Below are 17455 nucleotides of genomic sequence, written 5' to 3'. Positions count from 1 at the left end.
GTCGCAGGCCTGATTGAGCGCCTTAGCCCCACGAAATAAAAGGCAGATTAAATGATTATCCAGCTGCGATTCCTGTGCTGGCACAAAAAAGCGGGTTTTGGCGACAAAGAATGGCTGGCAGCGAGCAGGCTGCCAGCACGGGAGAAAACCAATTAATGACCAGTAGTTAATTGTTTTTTATTATAATTAATGAGTCCGCCGGCTTGAATAATCGCCTGCTCGTCGGCAGTTAATTTCTCCATATAGAGGCTAATCTGCTGAATCGGCTTTTTCTCACTGACGACATAAGCGGTGATATCGCTCAGCTCGCCCGCCAGCGCGCTTTTTATTCCCGGAATGAAGATAAAGTCGCCGACCTCGAAGTCTGGCACCTGCTTCATCTGCAGCGGCAGCATTCCCCAGTTAATGATATTCGAGCGATAGCGCTTGGTCGCATATTCCTGACAGATATTGGCCAGGCCCCCGAGTACCCGCTGGCAGCTCGCGGCTTGTTCGCGCGCCGAGCCATCGCCGGGTTTGACGGCATAGACCATGCTACCAATCTCCGTCTGTTCAACGGAAATCTGTTCCTGGCCAGGTAGCAGTCGCAGTTGTGAGAAAATATTGCCCAGCTGCGGACAGCTGCTATACAGATCCTCACCGTTAACGCGCTGTTGCTCCATAGCGGCAATAGCTTTGCTGCGCCCAACATAGTCAGGATCGCGACGGGACAGCGTAAATTCAGCCAGGCCTAACGGATTAGAACGAAACGATGACGTTTCACCGGATGGGATCAGTTCGTCAGTGGTGGTCACTGGATCCATTATCTTTGACGCCACCACCAGCAGAATATTTTCCGTTAGCGCATTCATTTCCGGCCAGTCTTTAATATTCGGGCCATAGATCATTGGCTGATCCGTCCCCCCTTTTACAAAGCCCTGATAAACCCGGCTCTTGTAGGACGAAGCATCAAATTCATACTCTGGCGCGTCCTGCCAGCAATCGAGCTCTGCTGCAGACGTCAACAACCCGCCGTTGATGGCCGTAGCGGCAATCGAGCGGGCATCCATTAATGCCACCGCGGACATTTGGCCATTGCCCGGTTTAGAGCCTTCGCGGTTGGGAAAATTACGCGTCGTGTGCCGGATACTTAAGCCATTATTCATCGGCGTGTCGCCGGCGCCAAAGCAAGGGCCGCAGAATGCCGTGCGAACAATTGCCCCTGAGCTCATTAAATCGTTAATTAACCCCTTTTTATTTAACGCCATCAGCACCGGTTGCGAGGAGGGGTAAACAGAGAGCGAGAAAATATTATCCCCACAGGCGTGGTGCTTCAGAGCTTGAGCCGCCTGGGCCACGTTGACATAGTTACCTCCGGCGCAACCGGCAATGATCCCCTGCTGGACGCGTAATTTGCCGTTCTCAATTTTGTTTAACAGCGACAGCTTTGCGCGGCCAAGAGAAATTTTCTCCGACTCCACTTCCACTTCACGTAAAATGTCCGTCAGGTTTTCATTAAGCGTGGCGATTTCATAAACATTGGCAGGATGAAACGGTAACGCGATCATCGGCTTAATGGCGCTTAGATCGACCTCAATGCAACCATCGTAGTACGCCATATCTTTTGCCGACAGCGCCCGATAGTCTTTCTCCCTGCCATGAAGGCGTAAGAAATGGTGCGTCTCATCATCCGTCTGCCAGATAGAGGACAGACAGGTGGTCTCGGTGGTCATCACATCAATGCTGTTTCGGAAATCAGTCGACATACTGCCCACGCCGGGGCCGACGAACTCCATGACCTTATTCTTGACATAGCCGCTCTTGAACACCGCGCCGATAATCGCTAATGCAATATCCTGCGGCCCGACCCCAGCCGCCGGTTTGCCGGTTAAATACACTGCGACAACCTCAGGGTAATCAATATCCCAGGTACTGCCGAGCAGCTGTTTGACTAACTCCCCGCCCCCTTCGCCCACCGCCATCGTGCCCAGAGCGCCGTAGCGGGTATGACTATCCGACCCCAGTATCATTTGACCGCAGCTAGCCATCATCTCACGCATATACTGGTGAATAACGGAAATATGTGGCGGAACATAAATTCCGCCGTATTTCTGTGCCGACGTTAAGCCAAAAATATGATCATCACTGTTTATTGTGCCGCCCACCGCGCAAAGTGAATTATGGCAATTAGTTAAAACATATGGCAGCGGAAAGCGCGTCATCCCGGACGCTTTCGCTGTCTGAATAATGCCAACGAAGGTAAGATCATGGGAGGCCATGGAATCAAATTTAATTTTTAACTTCCGTTCGTCACCTGAACGACTGTGGGATGACAAAATTGACCAGGAAATAGTTCCCTTGCGTGCAATTTCCTTTTCGACGGGAAATGAACATGATTGTTCCGCAATAATACCGTGCTGCTGGGATAAATAAACCCCATGCTCGTGTAATGTAATCATGACTTGCGTCCTTTGCTGTAGATAAAATGATAAAGTTTCCCTACCTCTCTACGCCTACGGATAGAAGGGGAAAAAGAGAGGGAGTAAAATAAAACTCACAATAATCGATATGACTATTAGCGGCAGACCAACCCGTACATAATCGATAAACCGATAGCCTCCTGCGGAAAAAATCATCATATTCGCCGGGGTGCCTACTGGCGTCGCATAGGCACATGAACAGCCGATCACGATGGCCATCAGCACCGCCCGCGAGTCAGCCCCCATTGAATTGGCGATAGACAAACCAATCGGGATAAGTAAGGCGGCCGTTGCCATATTTGACATAAAATTGGTTAACAGGCAGGAGATAATCAATACTGCGCTTAACAGTAAGAATGGCGAAGCCTGCTGGCCAAGCAGATCGATAACAGAGCGCGCCATGATTTCTCCAGCGCCGGTGGTTTCAAGCGCTTTCGCTAACGCTAAGGTTCCGCCGAACAGAAAAATAGTCTGCGAGTCGATAGACTGATAAGCCTGCTTTTCCGTAATCACACCGCTGATCACCAGCAGTAAAGCGCCAACGGAGCCAATAACCGCAATGGGTAAGCCGATGATATTTTCGAAAATCATTCCCAGCACGGTAAATACCAGGACCAGCACGGCAATCACTTGCTTATATTTTGGGCAGCTAACTTTTTTGCTCTTGCTGGCATTTGCACTACTATGGCCCGATTTTGCCGGTAGCAGTTTATAGCCGATAGTCAAAAAGTAGATGATCCCGCAAAGCAGCATGGGAATACCGAGTTTGGCATACTCGAAAAAATCAAAGCGTTGCCCAACTTGCTCAAGCGCCGACTGCGCAATCAAATTTCCCGGCGAGCCGATCAGGGATAAGTTTCCCCCCAGCGCCGAAGCGAACGCCAGCGGCATAAGCAGACGAGATTGCGCATAGCCAGATTTGATAGCGGTACCGATGACCACCGGTATCAATACCGCAGCCGTTCCGGTATTGGATAAAAACCCGGAAAGAATGCCACACACCAGCATAATAATAACGATGAGCTGCCTCTCAGACCTGGCGTAACGCGTCACTATGCCGCCAATCTTATCGGTGACCCCGGTTTCAAACAGGGCGCCACCGACCACGAACATCGCCACAAATAAAATGACGTTTTGATTAATAAATCCGGCAAACGCCATTTTCACATCAAAAATGCCGGTTACGACTAAAGCAATGCACACAATCATTGCCGTGACAGCCAGCGGAATCTTTTCCCAAATAAACATCACAATTGAAAATAACAGCAGTGACAAGGTAATTGCGACTGGTGACATCAATAGATAATTCCTTATTCAAAAGATATACATTATTAAAAGCAGGTGATGCAAATAACTCACAGGCGCTTAACGCTTCAAATCCAAATTAGATTATTTTCCAGTACATTAATATCTCCCACCACCACACGCCTACGGTGATATGTAAGAGGAAAGTCAGCAGGGTCAATATGCCGCCAATAATCCACCACGACTTAATATCATTGTATCCCACGCCAAAAATAACCGGACCTGCCGCACCGCCATAATGAGTGACCATTCCGCCATATGAATTACTAAACAGCAGGGCAAGAGCTGTGAGCATAATCGGCGCACCAGAGACATTAGCCAGCATAGCGAAAACCGGCACCATCGCCACAATATAGGCGCTACCGGAAGCAAAGAAATAACGGACCACAATGCTCAACGCAACGATGATGATGAAGGCAAGCGTGCTGTGTGTGCCAAAAGAAATGTTATTTTTCAGCAAATCCGCCAGCCATAAGAAAAAACCCACGCTGGACAACAATGAGCTTAAGCCGATAATCCCGCCGTACCAAATTAAGGTGTTCCAGCCACCTTTGTTCTTAATCACGTCATCCCAGCTGACGATTTTTAACACCAACATCAAGGCCATCACACAAATCGCGACCGTTGATTCGTTCACGCCCAGCGATTTACTGAATACCCAACCGCCCAGCGCCATGACAAACAGGAGGGAGAGCATTTTCTCCCGTAACGTCATCGGCCCTAAGGCTTCAATCCCGGCTTTGGCTATCGCTTTGTTATCGACCTTCTTCAGCTCAGGTGGATAAAGCTTATAGATAATCAGCGGCGTCACTAACAGCATTATGATGCCTGGCAACACGCCGGCCAGCGCCCATCCGCCCCAGCTTAATTTGATATGACAAATATCTTCAATCATCTTGAGCGCCAGAATATTGCCGGCCATCGCCGTAAAAAACATATAGCTGGTGGTTTTGGTGACCATATAGACGTTCATCATCAGATAATGACCAACGCGCTTCGCGCTATGTTCAGGTTCCGAGCCCAGAGCCACGGCCACGCTATTTATGATCGGTAAAACGATACCGCCGGCGCGCGCGGTATTTGATGGCGTCGCGGGCGACAGGATCAGATCCAAAAAAGCGGTGACATAGCCTAATCCCAGCGTGGTGCTGCCTATCTTGCCAATGAGAATATAGGCGATGCGTTTGCCCAGACCGGTAATGACAAATGCAGCACTGAGAGTGAAAGCCGAGAAAACCAGCCAGGTGGTGCCGGAGGCATAGCCGCTTAAGACACTCGATGTTTTTATGGTGCCATCACCTAAATTACCGATTACCACCATGGAGGCCGCAACGGCGATTAACAAGACAACCGGTTCGGAAAAGGGTTTAATCACTAACCCAACGATCGCTGCCAGATAAATACCTGACAGTATCCAGGCCAGCTCGGTCAACCCTTCTGGCGCGGGAAATAAACTAATGAGTAGCGGTATGGCTATAATAACGACTAGCTTCCATAACGATTTTTTATCCATTTTAATTCCATCCCAGAATTAATCATATTAAGACATTGATAAAACGTCAGTGAAGAGAGAGTTTCCCGTTCAAATAACCTGTAAATTGTCTGGAAAGATGATTAATCAGGCAGGTAAACCATTCCCGAAAGGATCTTACGAGCCGTACGAATAACCGATGCGCGAATGCTTTCTGGCTGCCCATCAGTATTACTCAGACTCACATCAATGCTCCCGCTGGGATGCTCAACTTTAATTAAGCCATCCCCCGCCATGCGGGTCATTTCGTTAACCACGGTATCCGCAATAATGCAGGCGCTCGCCAGGCCGATGGCGCCGGTGATCGCTAACGATTTATGGCAGCTATGCGGCATAAAATAACGCACGCTTAAGGTTCCGCCCTGCAGTGGCGGCGCCACCAGCACAGGTTTAGGGATTACCATATTTGATACGTCGCCAAATCCCATTGCCGCGCCGGCTTGTTTACGGATTGATTCAAGACGTTGAAAAAAGTCTTTATCCTGATCTAATTCATTTGCTGACTCATATCCTGTTTTGCCCAGGCTATGCGCCGGAATAATCACCATAGGCATAGCCATATCGATACACGTCACGCGAATATTATCAAAAATATCCACCCGATTGCCGGTGGGGAAAAGCTGGCCGGACTTTGCCCCTGCAGCGTTCAGAAAAGTCAGGCTAACGGGCGCGGCGTGTCCCGGCACGCCATCAATATGCGTGCTTCCTTCATAAACCACCTGTCCATTCGGGGTCTGAATATCTGCGTCAACAAAGGTATTGGTGTTCACGTTCCTAATGCGCACCCGTGTTATCGGAGAGGTTGCCGCGACAAGTCCTTTTTCGATGGCAAATCCCCCCACGGCGCAGAGCATATTGCCGCAATTTGGCGTAGTATCCACTCGCCGTTCATTGACAATGACCTGAACAAACAGGTAATCCACATCCGCCTGCTGACTGGCTGATTGACTGACAATCGCCACCTTACTGGTTTGCGGGCTTCCGCCGCCAATACCATCGATTTCCAGCTCATGGCCAGAACCCATAATGGTTAATAACGCCTCGTCACGTTGCTGCGTATCCTGCGGGAGATCGTCCGCTAACAGAAAGGCCCCTTTTGATGTGCCGCCACGCATGAGTGCGCACGGAATTTTTTTCATAACACGCTCCTTACAAATAGAGAAAATGAAATCAAATAAACGTCAGGCGCGTATTTAATACACTTAATGAATTTAAAGTTTTTTATTAACTTTATTATTTCATTGTTCGCCAAACCGTTTACCCGAGAATTCTACTTGCAAGGGTTTTGGTGATTGATAACATTAAAAAATAAGATTTATTCCTACAAAACATGAATAACAAATATCACCACTATGATAATTAACGCTGCCTTACTATAAGGTTTAAAGCCTCTTTACGCTTAGGGAGTCATAATGCACAATGAACTATCCGGTATGAAAGCCTTTGTTACCGTGGCTGAACTTGGCTCGTTTAGTAAAGCCGCCGAGATCCTTAATCTGACACAGCCAGCATTGACGCGAAAAATAAAAAAATTAGAAAGCAATCTCAATACTGCCTTGTTCCAGCGTACCACCCGAAAAATCCAGCTTACGCAGGCGGGAGCAATGTTGTTACCGAAAGCAAAATCGCTGATTGCCAGTCTGGATGCCGCCATCTTTGACGTCAGCAACCTGACTTCTCATGTCCAGGATACGATTACACTTTCCTGTATTCCCACCGCCGTCTTTTATTTTTTACCTCGCGCTATCGTTCAATTTAATCAGCGCTATCCGCATATCAAAGTACAAATTTATGAACAAGGTATAGAAAATTGCATGGCTTCGGTGAGAAAGGGGGAAGTCGATTTTGGTATAAATATGAACTTCATCACACATCCCGATATCGAATTTAGTCCACTGGTCAACGAACCCTTTGTCCTGGCCTGCAGAATGGATCATCCGCTGGCCAGTAAAAAACTGGTGGAATGGCGGGAGCTCACCTCGCAAAGGTTAATTGGCGTCAGGCGTTCGAGCGGTAATCGGCAGCTGATTGAAAGTTGCCTGGCGGATAAGCCGTGGAAGCTGGACTGGTTTTATGAAGTGAGACATTTATCCACCTCCCTGGGTCTGGTTGAAGCGGGGCTTGGCGTATCGGCACTGCCCTGTCTGGCTATGCCGCAAAATACTAAGGGCACAGTGGTAAGCGTACCGCTCGTGGAACCCGTCATCAGACGGACGCTTGGCATGATCCGTGTAAAAAATCGCCCACTTTCCGCCGCCGCAGAACGCTTCGCTTCGCTGTTACTCCTGATGTGGACGGATGAAGCGAGCGAACTGTGGTGTAACGTGGTGGATCCGCATCAACAGGTATGAACCGCACGCCATCAACGATCACGGCGCCAGGGCGATCACCTCCGCCGCCCAGCGCTGAAACCCTTCGACATCGATATCCAGCGCCACCTGGGCATTGGCCGGCTGGCCCAGTCGCCCTTCGATATCCACCACCGTGGCGCCGGCGGTCCAGGTTCCCTGCGTCTCCACCGCCACAAAACACGGCTGTAGGGTGAACAGTTCCGGGCGGACCAGCCATGCGATAGCGCAGAGATCGTGCATTCTCAGACCACTACTCATGCTGCCGCTACGATAGTGGCTAAACAGCGCATGGAGCATTTTACCGGTCTGATTCAGTGTCGGCAGGGTCGCCAGATAATCCGCCGTCAGCAGCGCCCGATTGGTGACGTCCAGCCCGCACATGATAATCTCCAGCCCGCTGTGGAAGACTTTCGCGGCGGCTTCCGGATCGATGGCAATATTGAATTCGGCATTCGGCGTAAAGTTGCCCCGGCCCGCCGAGCCGCCCATGATCACCAGCCGGCGAATGTTGAACACGCATTCGGGATACTGAGTCAGCAGCAGCGCAATATTGGTCAATGGGCCAATCGCCACCAGAGTGATCGGCTCGGCAGCATGCATCAGCGCATCGCGGATCGCCTGGAAGGCCGGCTTCGCCAGCGGTTGCCGGTGATGCTCAACAAAGTCATACCCTTCCATACCGGATTCGCCGTGCACCGAGGCGGCATCGCGCAGAGGACGCACCAGCGGCATCGAGGCGCCCTGCGCCAGCGGCACATCGGCATGCCAGAAGTGCAGCAGCTGCAGCGCGTTACGGGTCGTCTTCTCCACCGAGACATTGCCCGCCACGGTGGTCATCAGCTGCAGATCCAGCTCAGGGGCGAACAGCGCCGCGGCAATAGCGGCAGCATCGTCGATGCCCGGGTCTGTATCAAGAATGATCGGTAAGCGCATGGTTTCTCCCTAAAAAAATGCCAGACGTTAAGTCTGGCATCTTCTCATACTGCTGACGGAAAGAACTTACTCTACTTCACGGACATCCACACGCAGCTCTTTCGGCACTTCAAAGACGATATTCTCTTCCCGGCCTTCCAGCGGTACGGCTTCGCCGCCGCCCAGCTCCTGCAGGCGGGTAATGACGTTCTGCACCAGAATATCCGGCGCCGACGCGCCCGCCGTCACGCCGACGCAGGCCGCATCCTTGACCCACGCTTCCTGAATATCGGAGGCATCGTCAATCAGGTAAGCCGCCTTACCCATCCGCTGCGCCAGTTCGGCGAGACGGTTTGAGTTGGAGGAGTTTTTCGAACCAACCACCAGCACCACGTCAGCCTGCTCCGCCAGCGCGCGCACCGCTTCCTGACGGTTAGTGGTGGCATAGCAAATGTCGTCTTTGCGCGGGCCGACGATTTTCGGGAAACGCGCGCGTAGCGCGTCAATCACATCCGAGGTATCATCCACCGAGAGGGTGGTCTGGGTCATAAACGACAGCCGGGCGTCGTTTTTGACTTCCAGCTTGAGAACGTCTTCCGGCGACTCGACCAGGTACATGCCCCCTTGCGGGTTATTGTACTGCCCCATCGTGCCTTCAACTTCCGGGTGCCCGGCATGGCCGATCAGAATCGACTCTTCGCCACGGCGGCTGGCGCGGGCGACTTCCATATGCACTTTCGTCACCAGCGGACAGGTGGCGTCGAACACCGTCAGATCGCGGCTCTTCGCTTCATTCCGTACCGCCTGCGATACGCCGTGAGCGGAGAAGATCAGGATCGCGCCATCCGGTACTTCGCTGATCTGTTCGATAAAAATGGCGCCGCGCTTGCGCAGGCTATCCACCACATAGCGGTTATGCACCACTTCATGACGAACATAGATCGGCGCGCCGTACAGCGTCAGCGCGTTTTCTACAATGCTGATAGCGCGGTCAACACCAGCGCAAAAGCCGCGCGGGTTAGCCAACAGGATCTGCATGTTAATCCTCCAGCGCCGGATCGATCTCCAGCACTTCAATATCAAAATGAACGGTGCGCCCGGCCAGCGGATGGTTGAAGTCGACGGTGATGGAATCGCCGTTCACTTCACGGATCACGCCAGGCATTTCGCTGCCATCCATTGCGGTAAAGAGCATAATCGCGCCGATCTCCGGCTCGCCGGCGTCGATAAACTCGCGGCGAGAGAAATACTGAATCAGGTCCGGGCTCGGGACGCCAAATGCGGCGTCAGGCTCCAGCGAAAAGGCCTTTTTCTCGCCCTCTTTCAGACCAAGAAGCTGTTGCTCCAGCCCCTCAGACAGGGAGGTGTCGCCGAGGCGAAACAGCGCCGGTTTGCCATTGTTACGGGTGGACTCGGCGGTGGATCCATCGTCCAGCTTCAGCGTGAAGTGAACGAGAACCGCGCTGTTGCTCTGTACGGATTTAGACATGCAAATTGCTCGCTTGTTTTCGATCTCCTGGTGCCCGGAGGCGCTACGCTTACCGGGCGACGGGAGACCACACATTCTGTAGGCCGGGCTGACTTGGCGCCACCCGGCATTAACATTTACGCCTGCTCTTTTGCGGTCGGTTTCGGCAGGAAGCCTTCCAGCACAATCATCGCCGCGCCGATGCAGATAGCGCTATCGGCGAGGTTGAAAGTGGCGAAGTGCCAGTCGCCGACGTAGAAGTCGATCATATCGACCACAAAGCCGTGCCACAGGCGATCGAACAAGTTGCCCAGCGCGCCGCCGATAATCAGGGCGTAGGCAATATTGTTCAGCTTTTGCGTCGCCTTCGAACGGTACATCAGCACCGTCAGCACCACGCAAATGCCGATGGCGATCCCGGAAAAGAACCAGCGCTGCCAGCCGCCGCTGTCGGCGAGGAAGCTAAAGGCCGCGCCATAGTTGCGGGCATAATGCAGATTAAGCGACGGGAACAGCGGAACCGTCTCCCCCAGAGCGAAGTTCTGGAGGATCAGGAATTTGCTGCCCAGATCGATAATCAGCACGGCTACGACCACCCACAGCCAGCGTAGCCCCGTTGAACAGATCGATTTACTCATCAGGCGAATTTACGTTGCTCGCCGTCACCGGCGACGTTGCTCACACAGCGTCCGCAGATTTCCGCGTGTTCCGCCACCTTGCCGATATCGGTGGTGTAATGCCAGCAGCGCGGGCATTTCTCACCTTCAGCTTTGCTCAATGCGACTTTCAGTCCTTTGAGCAGTTCGCTCTGCTGGGCATCAGCAGGCGCGCTCGCATAGTCTGCGACGTTCGCCCCGGAGGTCAACAGGACAAATCGCAATTCATCGCCCAGCGCGTTGAGCTTAGCGGCCAGATCGGCATCAGCATACAGCGTCACCGAGGCTTCCAGCGAGCCGCCGACTTTCTTATCCGCACGCGCCTGTTCAATCACTTTGTTGACTTCGCCACGGACTTTCAGCAGCTCATCCCAGAAGCCGTCATTCATCGCTTCGTCGTCGGCCAGACCGAAGAGACCTTGATACCATTCGCCGGTAAAGACGTATTTCTCACGCTCGCCCGGCAGGTAACCCCAGATTTCGTCCGCGGTGAAGGACATGATCGGCGCCATCCAGCGCACCAGCGCTTCCACGATGTGGAACAGCGCGGTCTGACAACTGCGACGCGCCACGCTGTCCGCCCTGGCGGTGTACTGACGGTCTTTGATGATGTCGAGATAGAACGAGCCCATCTCAATGGAGCAGAAGCGCATCAGGCGCTGCACCACTTCGTGGAAGTCGTAGGATTCGTAGGCTTTCAGGATATCTTCCTGTGCCGCCTGCGCGCAGCCGACCGCCCAGCGATCCAGCACCACCATCTCTTCCGGTTTGACCATGTCTTTTGCCGGATCGAAACCGTTCAGGTTGGCCAGCAGGAAGCGCGCGGTGTTACGGATACGACGATAGCTGTCCGCGGCGCGTTTGAGGATCTCGTCAGAGACCGCCATTTCGCCAGTGTAGTCGGTGGAAGCCACCCACAGGCGCAGGATATCGGCGCCCAGCTTGTTCATCACGTCCTGCGGGCTAACGGTGTTGCCGATAGACTTGGACATTTTGCGGCCCTGACCATCGACGGTGAAGCCGTGGGTCAGTACCTGACGATATGGCGCTTTGCCTTTCATCGCCGTGGAAATCATCAGAGAGGACATGAACCAGCCGCGATGCTGGTCGGAGCCTTCCAGATACATATCGGCGGCGTGACCGGCGAATTCCGGACGCACGTCAACCACGGAAGAGTGGGTCGACCCGGAGTCAAACCAGACGTCGAGGGTATCCGGCACTTTCTCGTAGCTGTCAGCGTCATCGCCAAGGATGTCGCGGGAATCGAGATCCCACCACGCCTGGATGCCGTCGACTTCAACACGCTTCGCGACTTCTTCCATCAGCTCAAGGGTACGCGGGTGCAGTTCGTGAGTTTCTTTATGCACGAACAGCGACATCGGCACGCCCCAGGTACGCTGACGGGAGATGCACCAGTCAGGACGGTTGGCGACCATCGATTCGATACGCGCCTGGCCCCAGTCCGGGATCCACTGCACGCCTTTGATCTCTTTCAGGGACTGCGCGCGCAGACCTTTCTGATCCATGCTCACGAACCACTGCGGGGTGGCGCGGAAGATGATCGGCGACTTGTGGCGCCAGCAGCACGGATAGCTGTGCTGCATTTTTTCCACATGCAGCAGCGCGCCGCGCTCACGCAGCATCTCAACGATGATATCGTTGGCTTTGAAGACGTTGATACCGTCCAGAGACGGATAGGTGCCTGGCAGATAAGCCCCGTCCGGGCCAACCGGGTTAGCGATTTCCAGACCGTATTTCTGGCTGATCGTGTAATCGTCCGGACCGTGGCCGCCGGCGGTATGCACCGCACCGGTACCGGCATCCAGCGTCACGTGGTCGCCAAGGATCGCCGGCACGTCGAAATCGAGGAACGGGTGCTGGAAACGCATCAGTTCAAGCTCGGCGCCGTTCACCGCCGCCAGGATGGTGTAATCGGCCGCGCCAACGCGCTTCATCACGCTCTCAACGAGCTCTTTCGCCAGGATCAGCGCCTGGCCGTCCACCTGCACCAGCGCATAGTCGAACTCTGGCGATAGGGAGATGGCGCGGTTAGCCGGCAGGGTCCACGGGGTGGTGGTCCAGATAACCAGCGACACCGGGCCGTTGACGTCGGCGACGCCGAATTTCGCCAGCACCGCGGCTTTATCTACCGCGTGGAACGCCACGTCGATGGATGGAGAAGTCTTGTCGTAATACTCCACTTCCGCTTCCGCCAGCGCGGAACGGCAGTCTACGCACCAGTGCACCGGCTTGGCGCCTTTATGCAGGTGGCCGTTGCCGATGATTTTACCCAGCGCGCGAATGATGTTGGCTTCGGTTTTGAAGTCCATGGTCAGATACGGATGCGACCAGTCGCCCAGCACGCCGAGACGGATGAAATCTTTACGCTGACCCTCGATCTGCAGAGCGGCATATTCGCGGCACTTGGCGCGGAATTCTGCGGCGGTGAACTTCTCGCCCGGCTTGCCGTATTCCTGCTCTACTTTCAGCTCGATCGGCAGACCGTGGCAGTCCCAGCCCGGAACGTAAGGCGAGTCATAGCCCGTCAGTCCTTTGGACTTAACGATAATGTCTTTCAGAATCTTGTTAACCGAGTGACCAATATGAATACTGCCATTCGCATAAGGAGGGCCATCATGCAGAATGAAGGTTTTTTTGCCTTTTTTGGCTGCACGAATGATGCCGTACAGGTCATCATCGGTCCAACGCGCCAGCATTCCCGGTTCGCGTTTGGCGAGGTCGCCACGCATAGGGAACCCTGTTTCCGGCAAATTCAGGGTCGATTTATAGTCACTCATCAGATTCTCGGTTCCGTATTTCGGTTTGATAAACACCAGTGGCTCAGGCCTGGCTGGTCAGCCCAAATAATTCGCGGGCCGTTAACTCATCACGTGCGATTTGCGCCTTCAGCTCGTCGAGCGACGCAAACCGCTGCTCATTACGTATCTTTTTACGCAGTACTACATTGATATGGCGACCGTAGAGGTCCATTACAACGTCCAACAGATGCACTTCGAGCTGCTGACGCACGCCCGCTACCGTTGGACGGGTGCCAATATTGGCGACGCCGGCGATCGGCTTGTCGCCCAGCCCTGTCACTTCTACCGCATAGACCCCTTTAACCGGGGAAACCTGACGACGCAGCGGTAAGTTCGCCGTCGGAAAACCTATGGTACGGCCCAGTTCGTCGCCATGCACGACGCGCCCGGAAATGCTAAACGGATGGCCGAGCAGCGTCTCCGCCAGCAGGAGATCGTCATCGGCCAGCGCCTGACGCACCGCCGTGCTGCTGATCCGCACCCCGCCTTCGCAGAAGGTTTGGGTGCTGGTGACGTCGAAGCCGTATTCCGCCCCCGCCTTTTGTAATAACAAGAAATCCCCCTGGCGACCAGCGCCAAAGCGGAAATCGTCACCGACGGCAAGGAACTGCACGCCCAGGCGGCGCACCAGCAGTTCACTGATAAAATCCTGCGCCGTCAGCGCGGCGAACCGGCGGTCGAAGCGAACGCACAGCACATAGTCGACCCCGCTTTCAGCCAGATAGCTCAGCTTTTCACGCAGGCGGGTCAACCGCGCCGGGGCTTTATCAGCGGCAAAGAGCTCGAGCGGCTGGGGTTCGAAAATCATCACCACCACCGGTAAACCGCGCTGGCGGCCCTCTTCGCGCAAGCGCTGCAGCAGCGCCTGATGCCCACGATGCACGCCGTCAAAATTGCCAATGGTCAGCACGCACCCGTGCGGGGCCTGACTGAGATTATGTATGCCGCGTATCAGCTTCATGTCTGGCTCAAAACAGTGAAAATCGTCCGAGTATACCTTGTACAACTGTCAACGTTAACCAGCGATTGCTCCTCGGCAACGAAAGTTCTCAGGAATTCATTCACTCAGCGCGAGTCAGCGGGAAAACCGCCCGCCCCCGGCGATTTTTATGGTGGAAAAGCTGTATTCGCCTGCAACAAGCTGGTAGAATCTTGCGCCATCACTACGTAATGAAGCGCTGTGGTGTTAAACGGCGCTTATTTGCACAAATCCATTGACAAAAGAAGGCTAAACGGGCATATTCCTCGGCCTTTGAATTGTCCATATAGAACACATTTGGGAGTTGGACCTTGGCTAATATCAAATCAGCTAAGAAGCGCGCCGTTCAGTCTGAAAAGGCTCGCAAGCACAACGCTAGCCGTCGCTCTATGATGCGTACTTTCATCAAGAAAGTATACGCAGCTATCGAAGCTGGCGACAAAGCTGCTGCACAAAAAGCATTTAACGAAATGCAACCGATCGTGGACCGTCAGGCTGCTAAAGGTCTGATCCACAAAAACAAAGCTGCGCGTCATAAGGCTAACCTGACCGCTCAGATCAACAAACTGGCTTAATCGCCGCTTGTTGTCGCTTTGTAAAAAAAACCCGCGAAAGCGGGTTTTTTTATGCCTGTCATCTTTCCCGTCCTGGCGCGACCTGAGCCACGCCAGCCCACGCTTTCCGGCTATCTGGGTTCAGTAAACAGCGACGAATAATCGCGATTGCAGATGCGCTGTACCGCCGGATGCTGAATCATCCGTTCGGCGAAAATGGCGTGATACTCCTCCATCACGCTATCCATGCGGCCAATTTCGACAATCGATTCATCATGGTAGAAATCATGCGCGTAGAGCGTCGGCGCGACAAAAATCGCATTATGCGCGGCGCCGAAGGCTTTCATGAGCGCCGCGTCGTCAAACTCGCCGAGGATCTCCACCTTCAGCCCCTGCACGTTAATCCAGTTCAGCAGCTTACGTCCCAGCATCGAGCGTCGACCAGGGATCAGCAGCCGTCGCTCTTCAAGACAGGCCGGGAACGGCTTCATTGGCGCCGGGTTCATGCACCAGAAGCTGACGCTGCACTCGCCAATCTTCACCGAAAACAGCCCTTCCTGCTGCGTCGAGTCGATCGGGCAGTCAGAGATAATCATATCGAGCTTATGCTGGCTCAGCTGCTCCAGCAGCAGCTCATGGGTGGATTCAAAACAGCGCAGATGGATCTGCTCGCTTTCGACAACGGCGGCATCCAGTACGCCGCTGACCAGCCGTTTCGATAGCGCATCGGCCACGCCGACGTCAAACAGCAGATTCGACTCTTTGCGGTAGTTGACGATGTCGAGCATCTCCTGGCTCAGAGTAAACATCCGGTCGGCATAGCGAAAAACCAGCTCCCCGAGCTCGCTCGGCTCCAGCCCTCTTCCCTTGCGCTTAAATAACTTTCCCTGCAGACGCTCCTCCAGCGCTTTGATCTGCCCGGTAATGGTTTGCGGCGTCAGAAACAGCGCCTCCGCCGCGCCCACGACAGACCCTTCTTTATAGACGTGCCAGAAGTAGTACAGATGGTTGTAGTTGATATGTGACATGCTTCTCTCCCTGATAATGTCCAGGAGAGCCTGGCAGGCCCTCCTGCAGAAAGGTTATACCGCGAGGCGAGTATCCGTTACGCGCTGACGCAGTATGAGGTAGCCGGTAACAGCTGATACCACCGATCCAATTAAGATGCCAAGCTTGGCCCAGTTGATTAACGCGGGATCGACATTGCCGAAGGCCAGCGTGGCGATAAAAATCGACATCGTAAAGCCAATCCCGCACAGAATGCCCACCGCCATAATCTGCCGGCAGGTGGTCCCCTCCGGTAGCGAGGCCCACTTCAGCTTCAGGGCCAGCCAGCAGAACAGGCTGATCCCCAGCGGCTTACCGATAAATAGGCCGGCCATGATACCCAGGGGCAGCAGCGACGTCAGTCCATCAAGCGTAACCCCCCGCAGCGAGACGCCCGCGTTGGCGAAGGCAAACAGCGGCAGGATCATAAACGCCACCCACGGATGCAGGACATGCTCAAGCACTTTAGCCGGTGACTGACCCTGCTTCTCCTGGAGCGGGATCATAAAGCCAACGATGACCCCGGCAAGCGTCGCGTGAACGCCGGACTTCAGCACCGCGGTCCACAGCACCGCACCGACCAGAATATAGATCCCGGTGCGTCGCACGCCGCTCAGATTCAGAACCACCAGCACCGCAATCGCCGCCGCCGCCACGCCCAGCGAGAGCATTGACAGGTCGTGGGTATAAAACAGCGCGATAATCACGATAGCCCCAAGGTCATCAATAATCGCCAGCGCCATCAGGAAAATCTTCAGTGCCGTCGGGACGCGGCTGCCTAACAGCGCCAGCACGCCGAGGGCAAAGGCAATATCCGTCGCCGCCGGGATCGCCCATCCCTCTCTGGCGACAGGATCCTGAGCGTTAAAGGCCAGATAGACCAGCGCCGGGACGATCATCCCGCCGAGCGCGGCAATCACCGGAAAGACCGCCTGACGGCGACTCGCCAGCGAGCCCTGAATCAGCTCGCGTTTGACCTCCAGGCCAATCAGCAAGAAGAACACCGCCATCAGGGCATCATTGATCCATAGCAGCATATTCTTGTTGATCTCCAGCGCTCCCACCCGCAGCTGTACAGGCGTATCAAGGAAGGAGTGATACAGACCGCTGGTCACGCTGGTATTGGCCATGACCATCGCCAGCGCCGCGGCGATGATTAAGACAATGCCGCCGGAAGCATCGCTACTGAAGAATCGTTGCAGATGTTTCACTTTTACTTTCATCCTGTTGGTGAATAACTCGATAAAAGTATAATACACAGACTGATAACTCGAAAAAATCAGATTTAAGTTGCGCTAATGCTCGATTTTTACGAGTTAAAGAGGAGGGATAAGACAATGATAGACTGGGCAGCAAAAGGCCAGGCGTTGACGA

Annotated in this window: 14 protein-coding genes and 1 pseudogene; 2 read left to right on the top strand and 13 right to left on the bottom strand. The window is 53.9% G+C overall.

Going from position 1 to position 17455, the window contains the following annotated elements; translation table 11 throughout:
- Nucleotides 1-152: 152 nt before the first annotated feature.
- The 4 genes from ACOI7D_RS15705 to ACOI7D_RS15690 all read right to left on the bottom strand — a co-directional run bounded on the left by ACOI7D_RS15705 (nucleotide 153) and on the right by ACOI7D_RS15690 (nucleotide 6434).
- Nucleotides 153-2438: a hydratase gene (locus ACOI7D_RS15705; RefSeq protein WP_109546667.1), complete on the bottom strand. Its 2286-nt coding sequence runs from the start codon at nucleotides 2436-2438 to the stop codon at nucleotides 153-155.
- A 54-nt stretch (nucleotides 2439-2492) separates the two neighbouring features.
- Nucleotides 2493-3755 carry an SLC13 family permease gene (locus ACOI7D_RS15700; protein WP_048336377.1) on the bottom strand — a complete coding sequence of 421 codons (1263 nt, stop codon included), beginning with the start codon at nucleotides 3753-3755 and terminating at the stop codon, nucleotides 2493-2495.
- Between the two features lie 88 nt (nucleotides 3756-3843).
- The gene (locus ACOI7D_RS15695; protein WP_048336376.1) at nucleotides 3844-5277 is read right to left on the bottom strand and encodes an anion permease; all 1434 of its coding nucleotides are present in this window, start codon (nucleotides 5275-5277) and stop codon (nucleotides 3844-3846) included.
- Nucleotides 5278-5378: 101 nt separating this feature from the next.
- A complete protein-coding gene (locus ACOI7D_RS15690; protein WP_101978442.1) occupies nucleotides 5379-6434 on the bottom strand; it encodes a 4-oxalomesaconate tautomerase in 1056 nt (351 codons plus the stop codon).
- Nucleotides 6435-6707: 273 nt separating this feature from the next.
- Here ACOI7D_RS15690 and ACOI7D_RS15685 point away from each other — a divergent pair, with 273 nt between their 5' ends.
- On the top strand, nucleotides 6708-7646 hold the full coding sequence (locus tag ACOI7D_RS15685) for a LysR family transcriptional regulator (RefSeq protein ID WP_048336374.1): 939 nt from the start codon (nucleotides 6708-6710) through the stop codon (nucleotides 7644-7646).
- A gap of 18 nt (nucleotides 7647-7664) precedes the next feature.
- On the opposite strand, the gene rihC is transcribed toward ACOI7D_RS15685, so the two are convergent.
- The 7 genes and pseudogenes from rihC to ACOI7D_RS15650 form a co-directional block, all read right to left on the bottom strand.
- Nucleotides 7665-8579 carry a ribonucleoside hydrolase RihC gene (gene rihC / locus ACOI7D_RS15680; RefSeq protein WP_023291929.1) on the bottom strand — a complete coding sequence of 305 codons (915 nt, stop codon included), beginning with the start codon at nucleotides 8577-8579 and terminating at the stop codon, nucleotides 7665-7667.
- Nucleotides 8580-8645: 66 nt separating this feature from the next.
- On the bottom strand, nucleotides 8646-9596 hold the full coding sequence (ispH, locus tag ACOI7D_RS15675; protein ID WP_002887979.1) for a 4-hydroxy-3-methylbut-2-enyl diphosphate reductase: 951 nt from the start codon (nucleotides 9594-9596) through the stop codon (nucleotides 8646-8648).
- A gap of 1 nt (nucleotide 9597) precedes the next feature.
- A complete protein-coding gene (fkpB, locus tag ACOI7D_RS15670) occupies nucleotides 9598-10047 on the bottom strand; it encodes an FKBP-type peptidyl-prolyl cis-trans isomerase (protein ID WP_023291927.1) in 450 nt (149 codons plus the stop codon).
- A 116-nt stretch (nucleotides 10048-10163) separates the two neighbouring features.
- Nucleotides 10164-10664: a signal peptidase II gene (lspA, locus tag ACOI7D_RS15665; protein WP_023291926.1), complete on the bottom strand. Its 501-nt coding sequence runs from the start codon at nucleotides 10662-10664 to the stop codon at nucleotides 10164-10166.
- Nucleotides 10664-13480 carry an isoleucine--tRNA ligase gene (gene ileS, locus ACOI7D_RS15660; RefSeq protein WP_109547568.1) on the bottom strand — a complete coding sequence of 939 codons (2817 nt, stop codon included), beginning with the start codon at nucleotides 13478-13480 and terminating at the stop codon, nucleotides 10664-10666. The genes lspA and ileS overlap by 1 nt, the downstream gene beginning before the upstream one ends.
- A 43-nt stretch (nucleotides 13481-13523) precedes the next feature.
- Nucleotides 13524-14462: a bifunctional riboflavin kinase/FAD synthetase gene (gene ribF, locus ACOI7D_RS15655; protein WP_004204236.1), complete on the bottom strand. Its 939-nt coding sequence runs from the start codon at nucleotides 14460-14462 to the stop codon at nucleotides 13524-13526.
- Nucleotides 14463-14469: 7 nt separating this feature from the next.
- Nucleotides 14470-14675: pseudogene (locus tag ACOI7D_RS15650) on the bottom strand (DUF2575 domain-containing protein); the annotation flags it as partial.
- A 116-nt stretch (nucleotides 14676-14791) separates the two neighbouring features.
- Between ACOI7D_RS15650 and rpsT the strand changes: the two are divergent.
- The gene (gene rpsT / locus ACOI7D_RS15645; protein ID WP_002887965.1) at nucleotides 14792-15055 is read left to right on the top strand and encodes a 30S ribosomal protein S20; all 264 of its coding nucleotides are present in this window, start codon (nucleotides 14792-14794) and stop codon (nucleotides 15053-15055) included.
- A 110-nt stretch (nucleotides 15056-15165) separates the two neighbouring features.
- On the opposite strand, the gene nhaR is transcribed toward rpsT, so the two are convergent.
- Nucleotides 15166-16062, bottom strand: a complete 897-nt coding sequence (nhaR, locus tag ACOI7D_RS15640; RefSeq protein ID WP_023291923.1) for a transcriptional activator NhaR — start codon at nucleotides 16060-16062, stop codon at nucleotides 15166-15168.
- 54 nt (nucleotides 16063-16116) lie between these two features.
- Entirely contained in the window at nucleotides 16117-17292 is a 1176-nt protein-coding gene (nhaA, locus tag ACOI7D_RS15635) for a Na+/H+ antiporter NhaA (protein WP_032429094.1), read from the bottom strand.
- Nucleotides 17293-17455 lie beyond the last annotated feature (163 nt).

It is taken from the genome of Klebsiella sp. C360 (assembly GCF_048822415.1).
GTDB classification, from domain to species: Bacteria; Pseudomonadota; Gammaproteobacteria; order Enterobacterales; family Enterobacteriaceae; genus Klebsiella; species Klebsiella quasipneumoniae.
The sequence above is the reverse complement of the archived record's forward strand: the minus strand, read 5'-3'. Positions and strand labels throughout refer to the sequence as shown.

Bases quoted from the DNA above. Each gene is read 5' to 3' on its own strand.
- ACOI7D_RS15705 (WP_109546667.1), bottom strand. From the start codon at position 2,438: ATGATTACATTACACGAGCATGGGGTTTATTTATCCCAGCAGCACGGT.
- ACOI7D_RS15700 (WP_048336377.1), bottom strand. From the start codon at position 3,755: ATGTCACCAGTCGCAATTACCTTGTCACTGCTGTTATTTTCAATTGTG.
- ACOI7D_RS15695 (WP_048336376.1), bottom strand. From the start codon at position 5,277: ATGGATAAAAAATCGTTATGGAAGCTAGTCGTTATTATAGCCATACCG.
- ACOI7D_RS15690 (WP_101978442.1), bottom strand. From the start codon at position 6,434: ATGAAAAAAATTCCGTGCGCACTCATGCGTGGCGGCACATCAAAAGGG.
- ACOI7D_RS15685 (WP_048336374.1), top strand. From the start codon at position 6,708: ATGCACAATGAACTATCCGGTATGAAAGCCTTTGTTACCGTGGCTGAA.
- rihC (WP_023291929.1), bottom strand. From the start codon at position 8,579: ATGCGCTTACCGATCATTCTTGATACAGACCCGGGCATCGACGATGCT.
- ispH (WP_002887979.1), bottom strand. From the start codon at position 9,596: ATGCAGATCCTGTTGGCTAACCCGCGCGGCTTTTGCGCTGGTGTTGAC.
- fkpB (WP_023291927.1), bottom strand. From the start codon at position 10,047: ATGTCTAAATCCGTACAGAGCAACAGCGCGGTTCTCGTTCACTTCACG.
- lspA (WP_023291926.1), bottom strand. From the start codon at position 10,664: ATGAGTAAATCGATCTGTTCAACGGGGCTACGCTGGCTGTGGGTGGTC.
- ileS (WP_109547568.1), bottom strand. From the start codon at position 13,480: ATGAGTGACTATAAATCGACCCTGAATTTGCCGGAAACAGGGTTCCCT.
- ribF (WP_004204236.1), bottom strand. From the start codon at position 14,462: ATGAAGCTGATACGCGGCATACATAATCTCAGTCAGGCCCCGCACGGG.
- nhaR (WP_023291923.1), bottom strand. From the start codon at position 16,062: ATGTCACATATCAACTACAACCATCTGTACTACTTCTGGCACGTCTAT.